Below are 16,911 nucleotides of genomic sequence, written 5' to 3'. Positions count from 1 at the left end.
GCGAAAAAGATTTTTCCGAGGGCTGTCGATTCGGGTGCCGTTCGTTCGTCGTGTTGATGTACGCCCCGGACGACACGACACGACACGACCCGAACGACACGACCCGAGGAGAGCCGGACATGGATCGCGACAGGATTCTTGCGTGGGTGCGGGACGAGCGACTGAGCCTCGCCGACTTCCTCGACGAACTGGGGCCGGACGACTGGGGTGTGACCTCACTCTGCTCCGATTGGACGATGCACGAACTGGCGGCGCATCTGACCACGTCGACGCGTACGACGCTGATGGGCATGATCCGGGGCGCGATCCGGGCCCGGGGCGACTTCGACCGGATGACGTCGGAGGAGGCCCGGGCACTGGCCGTCAGGTTCACCCCGGCGGAACTGATCGCCCGACTCCGCGAGACGGCGGGCTCGCCGCGGCGTGCGCCCCTGACGTCACCGCTCGACCCCCTCGTCGACGCGCTGGTGCACGGACAGGACGCGGCGCGGCCGCTGGGCCGAAGCCGCGAGATGCCCACGGAACAGGCGGTGGCGGCCATCGGCCACGTGTTGGCCAGCCCGTTCTACGGCGCCCGGAAGCGGTGCCGGGGCACCCGCCTGGTGGCCACCGACGCGGACTGGTCGGCGGGTACCGGTCCCGACGTGGTCCGCGGCCCGGTCGCCGAACTGCTCCTGCTGACCACGGGCCGCCCGGCGGGTCTGGCAGCCGTCACCGGCCCGGGCCGCGCCCGCATCGCGAGCGCGCTGTCGGGCACGTCCGCCTGACGCGGCACCGTGTACGGCCGCGCCGGAGTCACCCGCGCACGATGCGGGCGCGACGGGCCCTGGCCAACTCCTCCTCGGTGTCGGTGTGGCGGGGGATCTTGACCCGCCTGAACACACTGAACTCCGCGCTGTCGGGCAGGTGCAGCACGCCGCCGTAGACGGGATTGCCCGCGAACAGCACCAGTTCGCCCAGGGGGTTTCCGGCCGGGTCGACCAGGTAGCGCGCGACCCCGACGTACGAGCCGATCGCGCGCCGGGTCACCGGATCGAGCAGCACGAGCCGAAGCGTGGCGCGCATGCCCTCGCCCTGCCGCTCCAGCCGGTAACCGTAGCGATGCCACGGGTATTCGTGCAGTATCCGCTCCACGGCACGGACCGCGGTGGGGCGTCGGGACAGCAGAAAGCCGAGAAGCACCGGAATCCCGGCCAGGACGAAGACCACGCCGAGCGAGTCGCGAAAGACCGCGGCCAACGCCACGAGTACCAGCACGCCGAGCAACCCCGAGGCGTCGTAGCGAAGTTGCCGACGGCGCCGCCGCTCGAGAAGCAGTCGCGTCCCCGCATCACCGAGCGCCGGTCGCTCGTCCTCCGTGGGCAACTCTTCCGAATCCGACATCCTCGGCCTCCCCCGTCGACAGGACTTCGGATTCTGCCGGCAGCCGGGGCGGTTCAGCCGGTGGGCGACGCTCGTTCGGGCCGGGCCAGGGCCGAACGTGCCCGGGTCGCCCAGTCGTTCGCTTCCCAGATGTCGGCGATGGCGGCGGCGCGGGTGAAGTGTTCGAGCGCTTCCTGTTCTCGGTCGAGGAAGCGGGCCAGTTCGCCCAGGGTCAGGGCCGGGGGGTGGATCGCGATGGACAGGCCCGCGCAGGCCGGGGGTGCTTCGGCCAGGGGGAGCAGGGTCGGGTAGAGCGCGGCGGCCTCCTCTCGTTCGCCGAGGGCGATCGCCGCCATCCCGCGGAGCACGGACATCAGGGTGTGGAAGAAGTCGGCGCGGATCGGCTCGTTCATCGCCCGCATCGCGCGGGCCTCGTCGATCCGGCCGGCGGCGGCCATCGCGAGCGCGCACAGGTCCGCCGCGAACGGGCCGAACGTCGCCAGCATCTCCGGTGCCTCTTCGGCGAGTTCGCCGATCCGGCCCTGGCCGAGTCGGATCGTGGCCAGGGCCACCCAGCGAAACCCGAACGCGTGCGGCGAACCCTGGGCGATCATCGGCTCGATGGCCCGGTGGTAGCGCTCCTCGGCCTCCTCGTGGCGGCCCGCGATGTGCGCGAGTGTGGCGTGCGCGAGGGCGCCGACCCCGATCGCCTCGGGCATCCGGTACGCCTCGGCGATCGCCGCGCTCTCCTCGACCAGGCGCCGCGCGGTCGCGGGGTCGTTGCGGTCGGCCGCCGTCGTGGCCTGGTTGAAGCGGGCGTACCAGCGGTAGACCGGCAGGTCGTATTCGTCGGCCAGGCCCCTGAGTTCGGTCGCCGCCGCGTCCCGGGCGGCCTGCTCCGGCAGCCGGCCCAGGTTGGCCGCCAGCGTGGCCAGGGTCAGGGCGTGCAGGTCGGGGTCGCCGAGCTCGCGGGCGAGCGCCACGGCCTCCTCGGCGAGCGCTCGCGGGTCGGGGACGATGTGTTCCTCGGACACCTCGGACGCGTAGGCCTCCAGCAGCCGGCAGCGGATCTCCGGGGTCGCATCGGTACGGGCCGACAACCGGCGCAGCGCCGCCACGACGGGCTCGTCCAGGACCCCGTACGGCCGGCGCTGCCACGGGGTGGGCACGGTCCAGGCGGTGAACGCCGCGACGACGAGATCGTCGCGACCCGCCGCCTCGGCCGCCTCGAAGGCGAGTTGCCGCGTCCGCCGGGCCGCCGAGACGTCGCCGGCGCGGACCCGGGCGCGCAACAACCGGCCGTACAGGTCGGCCCGTTCGGCGTCGCGGTCGCCGGGCGCGGTCGTCGGGACGCGGTCCAGGCAGTCCAGGGCGCGGGCGAGCAGGTCGACGGCGGTGTCGTGGGCGAAGCGACGTTCGGCCAACTCGGCGGCGGCGATGTGTACTTCCACTGCCCGGGCGGCGGTGGCGGCGCCGACGCCGTGGCCGTGGTGGTGGGCGAGGGCCGACACGTCGTGGCTGCCGAGGCGTTCCAGGGCGGCGGCGATCCGGGTGTGCATCCGGGTCCGGCGCAGGCCGCTGAGGTCGGCGGCCATCGTGTCGCGGACCAGCGCGTGCACGAACCGGACGCGGCCGGGCGCGGGTTCGGTGAGCAGGCCGGCGATCAGGCCGGCGTCGAGCGCGTCCAGCACACCGCCCTCGTCCACCTCGGCCGCGTCGACCAGGACGTCCACGTCCGCCTCGCGGCCGACGACCGAGGCCAGGCGCAGGACGGCGACGGCGGGATCGGGCAGCCGCGCCAACCGGCGGCGCAGCACGTCGCGAACCCCCTCGGGGACGTCCGACAGCGCGACGAGGGCGCCCTCGCTGTCCAACAGGCGTGCGCTCTCCCGGAGATAGAAGGGGTTGCCGCCGGTGCGCTCGGCCAGCGCGGTGAGGGTGGCGGCGTCGACGGCGGTCTGCGACACCGAGGCCACCACGCGGGCGGCGGCGTCCGCCGACAGCCCACCCAGCGCAAGCCGCACCGGCGACCGGCGGGCGAGATCCGCCAACGTCTCGGTCAGCCTGCCGTCGACCTCGTCGGGCCGATAGGCGGCGACGACGAACAGCCGTACCGGCGCCTGCCTCGCGTCGGCGGCCGAGCCCGCCGGTCCGGCGTCCGCGCGGACACCGGCGGCGAGCAGGGCCAGGGTCTCGGCGTCGGCCCGGTGCAGGTCGTCGAGCACGACGGTCAGCGGTCGGCGCCGGGCGACGTCGGTGAGCCAGGCCCAGACCGCGCGGTGCAACCGGAATCGCCCCGCCGAGGTATCGGGACCGGGCCCGCCGGCCGCGTCGTCGGCCAACAACGGCGCGAGCGCGTCGAGGAGTTCGTTCGGCGGCGGCTCGATCGCGGCGACCGCGCGCAGGGCCTCGACCCAGGCCCACGCGGGCGGCGCACCGTCGACCTCGGGGCAGCGCCCGGTGGCCACGAGCCCGCCGTCGCGCTCCAGTTCCGCGCCGAGGCGGCCCAACAGCGCGGACTTCCCCAGTCCGGCCTCACCGGTGACCAGCGCGGCCCGAATCCCGCCGGCCGCGGCCTCCCGAGCCGCCCGGAGCAACGCGGCCAATTCCTCGTCGCGCCCGACGAAGGGCTCGCCGGGACCGGAGCCGGCGCCGAAACCGGAATGGGCCTCCGAGCCGGCACCGACATCGCCCCCGGAGCCGGGACCGGCTTGAGGAGTGGCCGCGGTTCCGGACCCGGTCGCCGAACCGGCCTCGGCCCGTTCGGCGACGCCGACGCCCTCACCGCCCCACCCCACCGCCGCCCGCAGCACCTCCATGCGCTGCCCCAGGATCGCCTCCTCGACCTCCGTCAACGCCGGTCCCGGGTCCAGGCCGACATCGTCCGCCAGCACCGCGCGGGCTCGCCGGAGGGTGGCCAGGGCGTCGGCCTGGCGGTGGCTCGCCCACAGGGCCAGCGCGTGCAGCCGCCAGCCCTCCTCGCGCAGCGGGGCCTCGCGGGTGAGGCGTTCGGCGTCGACCGCCGCGTCCGCCGGGTCGCCGGAGCGGAGGCCGGCGGTGATGTGCAATTCGCGCGCGCTCAGGTGCAGTTCGTCCAGGCGCGCGGCCTCGGCGACGGCCCACGGCTCGTCCGAGGCGGCGGCGAAGGCCGGTCCGCGCCACAGCGCCAGCGCCGTTTCGATCAGCTCGCGGGCCTCGGCCGGATCGGCCTCGACCCGCTCGCGCGCGGTGTGGAGCAGGCGTTCGAAGCGCCACGCGTCCACCGCGTCGTCCGGCAGTCGCAGTGCGTAGCCGGGCGCCGCGCTGACCAGGATCGTGGCCGGCGCCCGGCGCGGCCGACCGGGTTCGAGCAACCGGCGCAGGTTGGACACGTACGCCTGGAGCGAGGTGACCGCCTGCGTGGGAGGCTCGCCGCGCCACAGGTCCTCGACCATGCGGTCGATCGACACGACCCGACCGCGCGCCACCGCCAGGAGCGCGAGTACCGCACGCTGCCGCGGACCGCCCAGGGGCACGGTCACGTCCGCCACCTCGGCCTCGAACGGGCCGAGCACGCGCAGGTACACCATCTTTCCAACCCCAACCCGAATCCGTCGACGTGCGCACCGGTGACCACCCGTACCGGTCCTCGGACAACCCGACCGGGCCGCTCCATGTTCCTTCCAGGCGCCTTCCAGGATTGTTCCAAGACGGCGGGACGAGGCTTGCACCACTCCCCACGACGACGGGTCGGGGGCCGCCGAAAGGGATCATCGCCATGACCACCACCCCCATCACCCCCGCGCAGGCCGGCTTCGACACCCGCGAGATGGTCGTCGTCCACCGCGGGCTGCGGCGTGAATCGCGGCTGCTGATCGAGCTGGTCGGCGCGGTCGAGCCGGGCGACACCGCCCGTGCCAAGGTGCTCGCCGAGCACTTCGCCCTGTACCGCCTCGGCCTGCACGGCCACCACACCGGCGAGGACGAGCTGCTGTGGCCGCCGCTGCTGGCCCGGGTCGACCTGGAGGCCGAGTCGGTGTTGCGGATGGAGGCGCAACACGAGCGGGTCGCCGATTCGCTGGCCGTCGCCGAGCGGCTGGCCACCACGTGGGCGGCGGGCGCCGGGGTCACCGAACGCGACGCGCTGGTCGCGGCACTCGTCGAACACCGCGCGGCGCTGATCGAACACCTGGACGACGAGGAGAGCGAACTGCTGCCGCTGGCCCAGCGCCTGCTCACCGCGGCGGAGTGGCACGCCATGGGCGAACACTTCGTCGAGTCCACGCCCAAGCCGCAGATCCTGCTGCTGCTCGGCATCGTCCTGGAGGATGCGACGGACCACGAGCGGGCGCAGATGCTGGGCGGGCTCCCGCTCCCGGCCCGGCTGATCTGGTACACGGTGGGGCGGCCGATGTACGCCCGCATGGTTCGCCGGGTCCGCGGCTGACCCGGTGCGCGACGCCCACCGGGACCGGGGACCGTGGGCCGCCGCCGGGCCGGGTGCGCGCATCCCCGCGTCGGGTGCGTTTGGATGGGGCCATGACCACCGCACTCGACCTGCATCCCGCCCTGACCCGACCCGAGTTGCTCGCGGAGCCCGTGGCCCGCGCACTGGCCGGTTGGCCGCCCGCGTCCGCCGAGCCGGTGAAGGTGGCCGCGATCGATCCGGAACTGGCGGACACCGCCGCGTTCTGCGACCGATACGACGTGGCCCCGGCCGACAGCGCGAACTGTGTGGTGATCGCGGCCAAGCGCGGCGGCACCGTCGGCTACGCGGCCTGCGTGATCGCCGCCACCACCCGCGCGGACGTCAACGGCCTGGTCCGCCGCCGCCTCGACGCGCGCAAGGCCTCGTTCGCGCCGGTGGACATGGTGCTGGCCGCGACCGGCATGGAGTACGGCGGCATCACCCCGATCGGCCTGCCCGCCGACTGGCCCGTCCTGATCGACGCCGCCGTCGCCGCGCATCCGGGAGTCGTGGTCGGCTCCGGGATCCGCGGCTCGAAGTTGTGGGTCCCGGGTCGGCTGCTGGCCGAACTCCCGGGCGCGGAGGTCGTACCGGACCTCGGCGTCCCGATCGCCTGACCGACCCCCGAGCCCACGCCGACACCCTGTGCCCGCGCGCCCTGCCCGACCACGAACGACCACGACGACGACTCGCCGGTCGTTCCGCCCGGGCAGGGCGGCCCGCGTACCGCGACCCGAACGTCAGCAGTGCGGCGCGAAGAGGTTCAACCCCACGCCGTCCGGAATCGGGACCGACGGCGCGTCCCCCGGCTGCGGGTGGACCGTCCGGCCCGCCTTGATCGTCTCCTCGATGGTGATGCCACCGATCTCCGCCCCCGGCACGGTCACCGGATTCGCGCTCAGGATCACCAGATCGGCCAGCTTGCCGACCTCGATGGTGCCCTTCTCCGCCTCCTCGCCGTACTGGTAGGCGGCGTTGACGGTGATCGACCGCACCGCGTCCAGGCCCGACACGCACTGGTGCGCGCCCAGCGTCTCGCCGCTGCGGGTGAGCCTGGTGACCTGGCTGGACAGGATCGCGATGGAGCTGGGCCGGGCGACCGGCGCGTCGTGGTGGGAGGTGTAGATCATGCCGCGCTTCAGCGCCCACCGGGCCGGCGAGATGTCGACCGCGCGTACCGGGCCGAGTACGGTTTCGAAGTACCAGTCACCCCAGTAGAACGTATGCATGGAGAAGAACGACGGGATGATGCCGAGCAGGCGGAACTGCTCGATCTGATCCTCGCCGGCCGTCTGGCAGTGGATCCCGGTGGTGCGCCGATCGCCCGGTCCCGCCTCCCCGCCGGCGGTGCGTACGCAGCGGATCAGCTGCGCGATCGCGGCGTCGCCGTTCACGTGCGCGATCACCTGCCAGCCGTGCCGATAGCCGGCGCGGACCTGGTCGAGCGCGGCCTTCTCGCCGAGCGCGGCATAGCCGCGATAGTCCTCGTCCATGTCGTCCGGCGGGGTGGTGTAGGGCTTGCGCAACCACGCGGTGCGGCCCTGCGGGGAGCCGTCCAGGACGAGCTTGATGCCGGCGGCGCGCAGGCCGTTGTCGTACTCCCGGCTCGCCCGCACCAGTTCGGGCCGCTCGATCGCCTCGGCCGCCTTGACGTAGACCACCACGTCCAGCGGCAGACCGCCGGGTGTGGCGTCGGCGACGTCCCGCAGTTGGCCCAGTACGTCCAGTTCGGCGGCGCCCTCCTGGACCGTGGTGAAGCCGTAACTCGCCGCCGCGGCCAAGCCCTTGGCCAGGAAGCTTGCTTTGTCCCGCTCGGCCATGCCGAAGATCGCGTGCCCGGCGGCGGGGTTGAACGCGGTCTCCTCGAGGACACCGTCGGGTTCACCGTACTCGGGAATCGACTTGTCCCCGCGACGGATCACCCCACCCTGCGGATCCGGCGTCTGCGCCGTGTAGTTCAGCAGTTCCAGGCCCTTGCTGTTCACCGCGCCCAGATGGAACGACTGGTGGATGGCCAGCACCGGCCGATCGAGCGAGACCTTGTCCAGGTCCGCCCGGGTGGGGTGGCGCTCCTCGGCGAGCCGGGAATCGTCATAGCCGAAGCCGATGATCCAGGTGGAGCGCGAGCCGATCTCGCTCACCGCGAACTCGCCCAGTTTGCGCTGGATTCCGGCGATGTCCTCGACGTCCCCGTCGGGTTCGCCGAGCAGGTCGGCGATGCTCTCCTGGAGTCCGGTGCCGACCACGTGCCCGTGCGGGTCGATGAAACCGGGCAGGAGCGCGCGCCCGGCCAGATCGCGCATGCGGGTCCCGTCGTCCTGCCACCGCGCGCGGGCCTGGTCCAGGTCGCCGACGAAGACGATCCGCCCGTCCTTGACCGCGACCGCCTCGGGCCGCGGGTCCGGCGACCTCGGACCGGTCGCCGGACCGGCGACCGTCTCGATCTCACCGCCGTGGAAGATCGCATCGGCCGCACCCGACCCGGTCGGCGGGGATTCCTCGGTCACCACACAGCTCACCCGATCCTTCACTGACTCGCCGGCCACCGACCCACCGGTCACCGACCCGCCGACACGATCACAACATCGCCATGCAGTCTGACCGTTACGGACCGTGACAATAAAGGTCGAATCCGGCCATCCTTCGAATTCCCCCGCGCACCGACACGGCCCCGGCGTCGCTCAGGCTCCGGGCCCGCCGCCCGGTTCGCTCGGCTCCCGATCGGCCCGGCTCACGTCCTCACGCAGGAGTTCCGCCAGCCCCTGGCGGGTGGCGGCCAGCACGACCCGATCCGTCGGGAGCAGCCGCCGGTCCGAGGCAGGTACGACGACCGAGCGGCCCGCGCCCGGAGTCGCCGCGTCGCCGGGCGCGGGCCGCTCGGTCGTGTCCAGGGCCAGGACCCGCCATCGGCCCGCCCGAAACGACTCCGCGACGGTGTGGCCCTGGAGTTCCGGGTGCCCCGCGACGTCGACCGACGCGAACAGCAGCACCTCGCGCTCCACCGAGATCGCGCCGAGGATCTGCCGCCCCATCAGCGCGCCCGCGAACGCCGGTGCGGACAACGACGACACGCTGCGGCTGCGGGTGCGCGCGAGCGGATAGGACTGGCGCAGCGTGCCGTTCACGGACTTGGCGAAGTCGTCGTCGAAGAGCCGTAACACCACCCGCAGTTCGGGGTCCACCTCGCGGGCGTACAGGACCGCCTCCAGGTTGATCGCGTCGTCGCTGGTGAGCGCGAGCAGGGCCCGACTCGTCCCGATGTGCGCGGCCTCCAGGACTCCTTCGCGGGTGACGTCGCCGATCACCAGCGGTACCCGCCGTGCGTGTGCGGTCGCGATGCCGAGCGCCTGCGGATCGCGTTCCACGCACACCACCGGGACGCCCAGGTCGCACAGCCGATCCAGCACCCGCGTACCGATCTTGCCCAGTCCGAGCAGCACCACGTGATCGGCGATGGCGCGCGGTGGCAGCCGCTGGATGGTCGCGGTACGGAACGTGCCCAGGCTCTCCAGCACCACCGCGAACAGCAGCGGCAGCAGCGCCATCCCGGCCATTCCGGACAGGACCTGGAGGATCTGCCGCCCGGCGTTCTCGCCGATCGCGGGATCGCCCATCCCGAACACGTCCAGGATCGAGCGGTACGCGGCGCGCATCGGCGGATCCCGGGTGACCCACCACGTCAGCCCCGCGAACACGAACAGCAGCACCACCAGGCCGACCACGGCATAGCGCAGCCGGCGCGGGAAGAGGGTGGCCACCGGCAGCGCCTGGGGCATCCGGGGTCGGTTGACGGGCGTCGCGGCGCCCTCCGCGAGGCCGATGGTCTGCAGTACGGTCCGCCCCCGGGTGGTCCCGGCGGCGACCACGTCGGCCTCGTCCGGCAGCAGGTCGGGACTGCCGCCGGAGCCGTCGCCGGCCAGTGCGAGGGTGTGCCGGTGGGGCGCCGGATCGGGTTCGGCGGCCGCCCGCTCGGCCACCCGCAGCAGCAGTCCGTCGGCCTGGACCACCTTGTCCGCGCCGGAGATCGCCGCCGCGACCAGCGCGGGGGTGGCGGTGTCCGCGTCGGAGAGCACGGTGGTGGTCACGTCCCGGGCCGACCCGTCGTCGGCCCGGGCCGCGACCGCCCGATCCAGCAGGTCCTCCAGATGCCGGCCCAGTTTGCGGTTGTACAGCCGCACCACCAGGCGGATCCGGGGATCGAGTCGGCGCGCCCGCAACGCCGCGTGGATGTTGGCCCGGTCGTCGCGATACACCAGCGCCAGTGCCGCCGCGCCCGGGACGCCCGCGGAGCGCAGCGCGTCGTCGTCCGGTTCGGCGGCCTCGACCACCGCCACACCGCCGGCCCGGGCGAGATCGTCGATCTGGGGGCCGTGATTGCGGTGCACCGAGGGCAGCAGTACGGTCACGTGCTCCCCGTAGACGCGCGCCAGTTCGTAGGAGAGTCGCTGTGCGAGCGCGTCGTCGCCGCACACCACCAGGTGTCCGGTCCGAGGCGCGGGAGTCGGGTGGTGCGCAGGAGTCGACACACCCCCACCCTGCCCGCCGGGCCGTCCCCCCGTCAGCCCCTTTCTTCCCGGCCGTACCCCACCGAGCCCCCGACCGAGCCCCCTACCGCCGGCGCCGGCGCTGCTCCTACCTCGGCGAAGTGTCCGAGATCAGCAGGTCCATGACGCTCTGAAGCCCCCCGGCGGCGAACGCCGCCCGCTGGCGATCGGCCCCGGTCCCCTCCAGGATCATCCGGTCCACCAGCGCGAACACCTGGGCGGTGTCGCCGAATTCGTCCAGCACCGGGGCCACGTGCCGCAGCAGCTCGCCGACCAGGTCCCCGGCGTCGATCCGCCGCGCGATCCCCGCCGGCCCCACCGGCCCGAACAGTTCCGCCTCCAATCCGTCGCGCGCGGCCATCCAGCAGGCGGCGCGCAGCAGTTCCTGGTCGGGCGCGGCGTACGGCGCCTTCTCGTCGTGCTGTTGGAGCGCGGTCACCACCAGGGCCCGCACCAGCCCCGCCAGCATCACCGCGTCGTCCGCCCGCAGTTGCACGTCGGGGCAGCGGATCTCGATGGTCGGGAACCGCTCGGACAGCCGCACCTGCCAGTACACCTGCCCCCGATCCAGCATCACCCCCACCGCGAGCAGCGCGTCCACCCGCCGCTCGTACTCCTCCAGGTCCACGAACACCGGAGGTTGCCCCTCCACCGGCCAGCGCGCGTAATGGATCGTCCGCCAGCTGGCGAAGCCGGTGTCCATGCCCTGCCAGATCGGCGAGTTGGCGCCCATCGCGACCAACACGGGCAACCAGGGCCGGATCCGGTTGACCACTTGCACGCCGGTCTCCCGATCCGGCACGGCGACGTGTACGTGCATCCCGTGGATCAGTTGCACGTCGGCCAGCCGTCGGGCGTTCGCCCGGATCGCCAGATAGCGCGGATGTTCGCTGATCTCCATCATCTTGCCGTTGCCCACGGGCGCGGTCCCGCAGGCGATCATCCGGCAGCCGCTGCGTTCGGCCGCCGCCGACAACTCGCCGCGCATGCGATGCAGGTGTCCGCCGATCTCGTCGAGCGAGTTGCAGACGGGGGTCGCCACCTCCAACTGCGCCTTGAGCAATTCGGGCTGCACGTCGCCGACACCGAGACCGGGCCGCAGGCACGCCTCGGCGCGGACCCGCTCCGCCGCCGGCGCCGGTAGGCCGCTGACCGGGTCCACGAGCAGGTACTCCTCCTCGACACCCAGGGTGGTCATCACCGAACCGTCCTTTCGAGCGGGCGAGAACCCGCCGGGCAGGGCCTCCACCAGGACTTGACCCACCGGCGGCCGGTACGCGCCACGACCCGTGCCCCGGTACCCCGTAGCCCTCGGGAATGTCCCCGAACCCCACACGGTGCGGCATCGCGACCCACGACGTGCTCGACCAAGATCCGGACAGGTCGTATTACTTGGGAGGACTCGATCGGTTGTACCCGTAACCACCACAGGTCGACACGTCCGGGCGGGGTCGGGACCGGGGCGGGCGGGGCTCGGTGGTGCTCCGGTGCGCCGCCGGGGGCCGATTCCGGGCCGAGTGTGGCGGGGTCGGGGCGCCCGATGTCCGGCCGTTGTGATGGGGTGGATCCCGGTAGCCGAACAGGTGAGTGTGGGGGCGTGTGGTGTCTGGGGTTCAGGTCGCGAACAAGGCCTTGCTGGTCGGACTTTTGTTCGAAGGGGCCGCGGTGGGCGACCTCGGCCGCGTCCGCCATCGGCTCGGCGACGACGTGATCGCCACGCTGCTCGGCGACAAACGACTCACCTCGCGCCTGCGCTCGTTGGCCGTGCTCGACCCCGATCCGTGGGTCCGGCGGACCGTCGCGGCCAACTCGTCGGGGCTGACCCCGGCCGATCTGGGCGCGCTGTTGGAGCAGCCCGACCCCGTCGTCGATCGCATCGTGTACGCGCACCCCGAGGCGACCGCGTGGATGCGCCGGGTGGTGCTCACGCCGGGCCGGTATCCCGACGAGCCGCACCCGTTGGCCGCGTTGCACGCGGAACTGCTCGCGCTGCCCGCCGAAACCGCGCTGCCGCGCCGGTTGGGCGCGGCGGTGGTGGCCGATCGGCCGGAGTTGGTCGTGCACGCGTTGCGGGTGTGCGCCGGGACGTTGACGGTCGCGGAGGAGCTGAGGGGGCTGCTCTCGCTGCAACGCTACGGCGGGGGTGGGCTGTTGGGGGAGGCGGTGCGATACGTACGGCCCGAGGTCGCCGCGCTCGCGGGATCGGGTGCGGAGGGGTCGGGTGCTGCGGAGGGGTCGGGCGATGCGGGGTCGGGCGGCGCGGATCCGGCGGCGGCCGCCGTCGAGGAGGCCGAGGGGGCCGTGGGGCTGATCGCCGAGTTGCGGGCCGGAATCCGGCCGACGACCTGGCGGCGCGCGGTCGATTGGGCCGCGGTGACCGAGGCGCATCGGGACGAGCCGCTGCCGGAGGCGATCGCCGTGGTGCTGGCCGCCGACGCCGAGTGTCCGGAGGAGTTGCTCGTCGCGCTCTACACGGCGTATCCGACGGCGGTCGGCCCGGTGGCCCGGCCGGCGCCGGCCGTACTGCGCGCGGCCATCGATCTGCCCAAACACCCGGCGCTGGCCCGAATCGCCGTGCTCACCCGCGACTCGGCCGAGCCCGCCGACGTGGCGCGGATCATCCACGAGGTGACCCCCGCCCGTACCGCCGTGGCCACCCTCCTCGAACTCCCGGAGCACGCCGAGCTGCGCGATCTGCTGCACCGTCACCTGGGCGCGCACGGCGACCGCTGGCACACGCTGCGTGCCGTGCTGCCCCGGTACCGCGCGACGCTGCCCGCGTTGTTGGCCGAGATCGCGGCGGGCACGGTCACCGCGCCGGCCGAACCGGTCGGCGGCCCGCCGCCGACCCTGACCAAGCCCTACCGCCACCTCCTCACCTCGGCCGACCCCGACGACCTGCGCGAGGTGTTGCCCGCGCTGCCCGACGCGCTGGTCCGTGACCTGCTCTCCAGCGGCTCGCTGCCGCGACGCGTGCACGAGGCGGCGATCACCTCCACCGACCCGCGAGCGTGGGAGGCGTTGGCGCGCAACATCGGCCTGGACGTTCGCGAACTGGCCCGCCTGGTCGACAAGCAGGTCCCGGCGGTGGACGCCGCCGCGTATATGAGCATGCGCTCGACCCCGTCGCTGCGCCGCACCATCGTCCGCCGCACGCCGCTGGATCCGGGCCTGCGCAAGGAACTTCTCGCCGGCGGCGACCGCCGTACCCTGCTTCCGCTCGTGGCCTGCGGCGAACCCGAGCTGGCCGCGCGGGCCGTGGAGTTCGGCTGCCGCAAGATCGCCCAGCAGTACGCGTACATCAGGGTCTGGGAGCGGCACGGCCCGGAAGGCGTCCGAGAGTTGCTGACCACCACAGCCAAGAGCACCGCCGCGCAGATCCGCAAGCGGGTGGAGGCCGCGCTCAAGGCCGAGGACGGCCTGGCCGACCTGCGCGCGAGCGGAGAGCCGTACGACGATCCGGCCACGCTGCCGAACCGCTTCCAGACCCGAACCAGTCGAACCACCGTGCGCGACCTGGTCCACGAGCCGTACGCGCACGACTTCCCGCTGCTGATGGCGGCCAACCGTGCGGAGCCGTTCGCGTACGAGGCGCTCGACGACCTGATCCGACACGAGGACGCCACCGACGCGGATCGGGCCTCGCTGCAACTGGAGTTGGTCAACTTCATGCGCGAGTACGGGCGTCGGGCGGTCGACCTCTCGCCGCAGGAGTGGTTGCGCACCAAGGCGTTCAACCGGGACGAGGACTGGGCCGACGCGGCGGTCGAGCACGGTCTGCTCGACCCGGTCCACCTGGTGGACGTCGCCTATCCCGCGCACGCGGTGGTCGCGAGCATCGAACGGATGAGCCCGACCCGGGTCGTGGACCCCATGCGGGATCGGCTCACCGAACTGACTCGGGATCACCTCGCGGGCCACACCGAGGCGTTGGCGATCGCGGTGGGCCTGGTCGATGAGTTCAACGGCTCGCTCGCCGAACTGGTCACGCTGGCCGGGCAGGCGGCGGGCCCCCGGCCGGACGCCGAGGAGGTGGCCCGGGCCGACGCCGCCGCGCTCGCACGGGCCCGGCTCGAAGCGGCCGAGACCGCGCTGACCGCATCGGTGCCGACGACCGCGGAACCGGCGACGCCGGCGGCCAACGAGCGTCGGGGTCGGGAGCGCGCGACCGAGCCGGACCGCACCTCGCGCCTGGTCGCGGTGGACCTGCTGCGCACGCTGGCCGGCGCGGCCGGCGGCGATCCCGAGGCCGCGCCGGTGCCCGACGATCCGGCCGTGCTCGCCGCGCTGGCCTCGCTGTCGACGTTCGACGCGCCCGGCTACGAGTACCCGGGCTGGCTCTACGGGGCGTGCTTCGCGAGCACGTCGGTCGAGCCGCGGGTGGCCCTGGGACGCCGGGTGTTCGACGAATCGATCGCCAACGACCTGATCGACCTGGGCGAGCCGGAGGTGCTGGCCGCGCTCGGCGAGAACAAGGGCCTGGAGAAGCCGACGACGGACCGGGTCGCCGCGATCCTGGCCGGCACGCCGACCGAGCGACCCGCGCAATACCCGTCCGGGGACACCTGGCCGAGCGCGGCCGCGCCGAGCGCGTTCTTGCGCTGGATCCGTGAGTACTTCGAACAGGGGCGCGGCGGTGGCGGCGAATATCTCGCCGAGGGCGCCTACCGGCACGGCATCGTCGGGCCGACCGACATCCTCGGCATCCTCCCGACGCGGGCACTGACCCCGCTGCCCCGAAAGTGGCGGCACCGAGTCGTGGCGGACCCGATCAAGCGGGCGGTCGGCACGCTGGTGGCCGACCGCCTGGGCGTGGACCCGGACCGGTGGCTGCGGGCGCTGACGGCGATGGGGACGGCGGCGGATCGGCCGATCACGGAACTCCTGGAGATGGCGGACGGGTCCGGGCCCGTCGCGGAGGCGGATCGGGAGGCCGCCTGGCAGCGCCTCGAATCCCCGCACACGATCGAGGCCGCGACGGTGCGCGAGCCCGGGTGGCGGGTCCGGCGCGCCTGGCGATGGCCGGCCGCCGACCTCCTGCTGCACGCCTCGGCCGAGGCGCTGGTGGCGATCCTGCCGCGACTCGGCCCGCACGCCTACCCCTCGCTGTGGGCGTACTCGTGGCACGTCGAGCACTCGTCCCGCGCGCTGGACGAGTACCCGTTCCTCGCGAACGACCACGTCGCGCTGCGGATCGTCGCGACCCACACCGAGAACCCGGTGGTTCTGAAGCGGTTGTTGCAGCTCGACGACCCCGAACTCAACCACGACCTGTACGGCTCACCGCTGGAGGACGAGGGCGCCTCGATCCGACGCGTGGTGCTCTCCCGGGTGCCGCAGGGTCGGCCCGCGACCGGCCCCGACGACCTGCTCGCGCTCGACCCGGACCTGCGCGCACAGTTGCTGATGGACCACCGGCCCACCGCCTCGCTCCTGTCCGCGCTGCGCCTGAAGGTGGAGGCGGCCGACCCGGAGGTGGTCGAGCACGCGCTGCGCCAACTCGGCCGGAAGGTCTCGCTGTCGGACCGGCTCATCGGCGTCCGCGGCCTGCTGCGGCACGGCGGCGCGGACCGGATCGGGGCATTGGTCGAGGAGGGCGTACTCGGCGCCACGGCCGGGCGGTTGGTGGCCAAGGCGCTCACCGAGGCCGACCCCGACGCCACGCTCACCGCCCGCATCGACCGCGAGCGGGGCGGCGACAGGTTGGTCGCGAAGCTGCGCCGCTGCGCCGGTGCGGCCGACACCGACGAGGCGATGGACCTGCCGTACATCCAGGACTGGGACCTGATCCTGGCCGAACACGAACGAGAGCCCTTCCCCCGGGAGGTCCTGAGCCGCCTGGTCCGCCACCGGGACTCCCCCGCGAGGCTCCTCGAACTCGGCCCGGTCGACTTCCACTCCGCCCGCCGCTCCGCCGTCCTCGACCGCGCACACGCACTCGCCTCGATCGCCTACGGCCAATCCGCCCTCGGCGACGCCACGTGGTACACCCACCTGGACGACCTGGTCACGCGGGGACACCTCACCGGAAGGGACCTGGTCCACAGGGCCAGAGGCGCCGCCACCATCCTCCGCTGGATAGCCGAGTCCACCCACCGCCTCGAAGCCCCCACCCGGATCCGAACGGCCGGCCACGAGGCCCAGGCCGAAATCGCATCCATCCTGACGACCGGCAAGCCCCAATGGCCCCACGTCTACGCAGCATTGACAGCCCAAGACCCCACATGGCAGGCGGAGTCCCCGGGCTCAACCATCCACAACCTGCTGACCCGCACGGCGTAGCGAACGACACGAGGCGGGCGGGGACCGGGAGACGGGGCCGGGACGGGGCGGGAGGGCAGTCGGGTGCGGTGCGCCGGGGGCGTTCCCGGGTGGGTTGGGATGCTTCCGGCGCACGTTGCGCTTTGGGTTGGGGTAGCCGGTGCGGGGCAGGCCGGAGTCGGAGGCGGGCCGCCGCCGGCGTGCGGGGCTCCGAGACGTGGGACTCCCGACGAGACGCGCGTGTTGCTCACCGAAAACCGGCCGGCAGCGGCGGGAAGGGCGGGAGGTCAGGTCAAG

At 73.4% G+C, this 16,911-nt stretch carries 9 protein-coding genes; 4 read left to right on the top strand and 5 right to left on the bottom strand.

Annotated elements, in window-relative coordinates; translation table 11 throughout:
- The first annotated feature begins 119 nt into the window (after window positions 1–119).
- Complete coding sequence (locus EMA17_RS05630) at window positions 120–767, top strand: maleylpyruvate isomerase family mycothiol-dependent enzyme (RefSeq protein WP_126635789.1); 648 nt, start codon at window positions 120–122, stop codon at window positions 765–767.
- A gap of 28 nt (window positions 768–795) precedes the next feature.
- On the opposite strand, the gene EMA17_RS05625 is transcribed toward EMA17_RS05630, so the two are convergent.
- The gene (locus tag EMA17_RS05625; RefSeq protein ID WP_126635788.1) at window positions 796–1,383 is read right to left on the bottom strand and encodes a hypothetical protein; all 588 of its coding nucleotides are present in this window, start codon (window positions 1,381–1,383) and stop codon (window positions 796–798) included.
- Window positions 1,384–1,436: 53 nt separating this feature from the next.
- Window positions 1,437–4,931, bottom strand: a complete 3,495-nt coding sequence (locus tag EMA17_RS05620; RefSeq protein ID WP_126635787.1) for an ATP-binding protein — start codon at window positions 4,929–4,931, stop codon at window positions 1,437–1,439.
- Between the two features lie 188 nt (window positions 4,932–5,119).
- On the opposite strand from EMA17_RS05620, the gene EMA17_RS05615 reads away from it, so the two are divergent.
- Together EMA17_RS05615 and EMA17_RS05610 are read left to right on the top strand one after the other, a co-directional pair.
- Window positions 5,120–5,788 carry a hemerythrin domain-containing protein gene (locus tag EMA17_RS05615; RefSeq protein ID WP_246126468.1) on the top strand — a complete coding sequence of 223 codons (669 nt, stop codon included), beginning with the start codon at window positions 5,120–5,122 and terminating at the stop codon, window positions 5,786–5,788.
- 92 nt (window positions 5,789–5,880) lie between these two features.
- Window positions 5,881–6,426, top strand: a complete 546-nt coding sequence (locus tag EMA17_RS05610) for a YbaK/EbsC family protein (RefSeq protein ID WP_126635786.1) — start codon at window positions 5,881–5,883, stop codon at window positions 6,424–6,426.
- A 123-nt stretch (window positions 6,427–6,549) separates the two neighbouring features.
- Here EMA17_RS05610 and EMA17_RS05605 read toward each other — a convergent pair whose 3' ends face one another.
- The 3 genes from EMA17_RS05605 to EMA17_RS05595 all read right to left on the bottom strand — a co-directional run bounded on the left by EMA17_RS05605 (window position 6,550) and on the right by EMA17_RS05595 (window position 11,551).
- Window positions 6,550–8,328: an amidohydrolase gene (locus EMA17_RS05605; protein ID WP_246126467.1), complete on the bottom strand. Its 1,779-nt coding sequence runs from the start codon at window positions 8,326–8,328 to the stop codon at window positions 6,550–6,552.
- A 162-nt stretch (window positions 8,329–8,490) separates the two neighbouring features.
- A complete protein-coding gene (locus EMA17_RS05600) occupies window positions 8,491–10,335 on the bottom strand; it encodes an NAD-binding protein (RefSeq protein WP_246126466.1) in 1,845 nt (614 codons plus the stop codon).
- A 106-nt stretch (window positions 10,336–10,441) separates the two neighbouring features.
- On the bottom strand, window positions 10,442–11,551 hold the full coding sequence (locus EMA17_RS05595; RefSeq protein WP_126635785.1) for a carboxylate-amine ligase: 1,110 nt from the start codon (window positions 11,549–11,551) through the stop codon (window positions 10,442–10,444).
- A 467-nt stretch (window positions 11,552–12,018) separates the two neighbouring features.
- Between EMA17_RS05595 and EMA17_RS05590 the strand changes: the two genes are divergently transcribed.
- Entirely contained in the window at window positions 12,019–16,635 is a 4,617-nt protein-coding gene (locus EMA17_RS05590; protein WP_126635784.1) for a hypothetical protein, read from the top strand.
- Window positions 16,636–16,911 lie beyond the last annotated feature (276 nt).

The organism is Embleya hyalina (assembly GCF_003967355.1).
GTDB classification, from domain to species: Bacteria; Actinomycetota; Actinomycetes; order Streptomycetales; family Streptomycetaceae; genus Embleya; species Embleya hyalina.
Note: the sequence above shows the minus strand (reverse complement) of the source record. Positions and strands in the feature narration are given on the sequence as shown.

Excerpts from the sequence above, each read along its gene's own strand:
- EMA17_RS05615 (WP_246126468.1), top strand. The coding sequence starts at position 5,120 with ATGACCACCACCCCCATCACCCCCGCGCAGGCCGGCTTCGACACCCGC.
- EMA17_RS05625 (WP_126635788.1), bottom strand. The coding sequence starts at position 1,383 with ATGTCGGATTCGGAAGAGTTGCCCACGGAGGACGAGCGACCGGCGCTC.
- EMA17_RS05630 (WP_126635789.1), top strand. The coding sequence starts at position 120 with ATGGATCGCGACAGGATTCTTGCGTGGGTGCGGGACGAGCGACTGAGC.
- EMA17_RS05610 (WP_126635786.1), top strand. The coding sequence starts at position 5,881 with ATGACCACCGCACTCGACCTGCATCCCGCCCTGACCCGACCCGAGTTG.
- EMA17_RS05620 (WP_126635787.1), bottom strand. The coding sequence starts at position 4,931 with ATGGTGTACCTGCGCGTGCTCGGCCCGTTCGAGGCCGAGGTGGCGGAC.
- EMA17_RS05595 (WP_126635785.1), bottom strand. The coding sequence starts at position 11,551 with ATGACCACCCTGGGTGTCGAGGAGGAGTACCTGCTCGTGGACCCGGTC.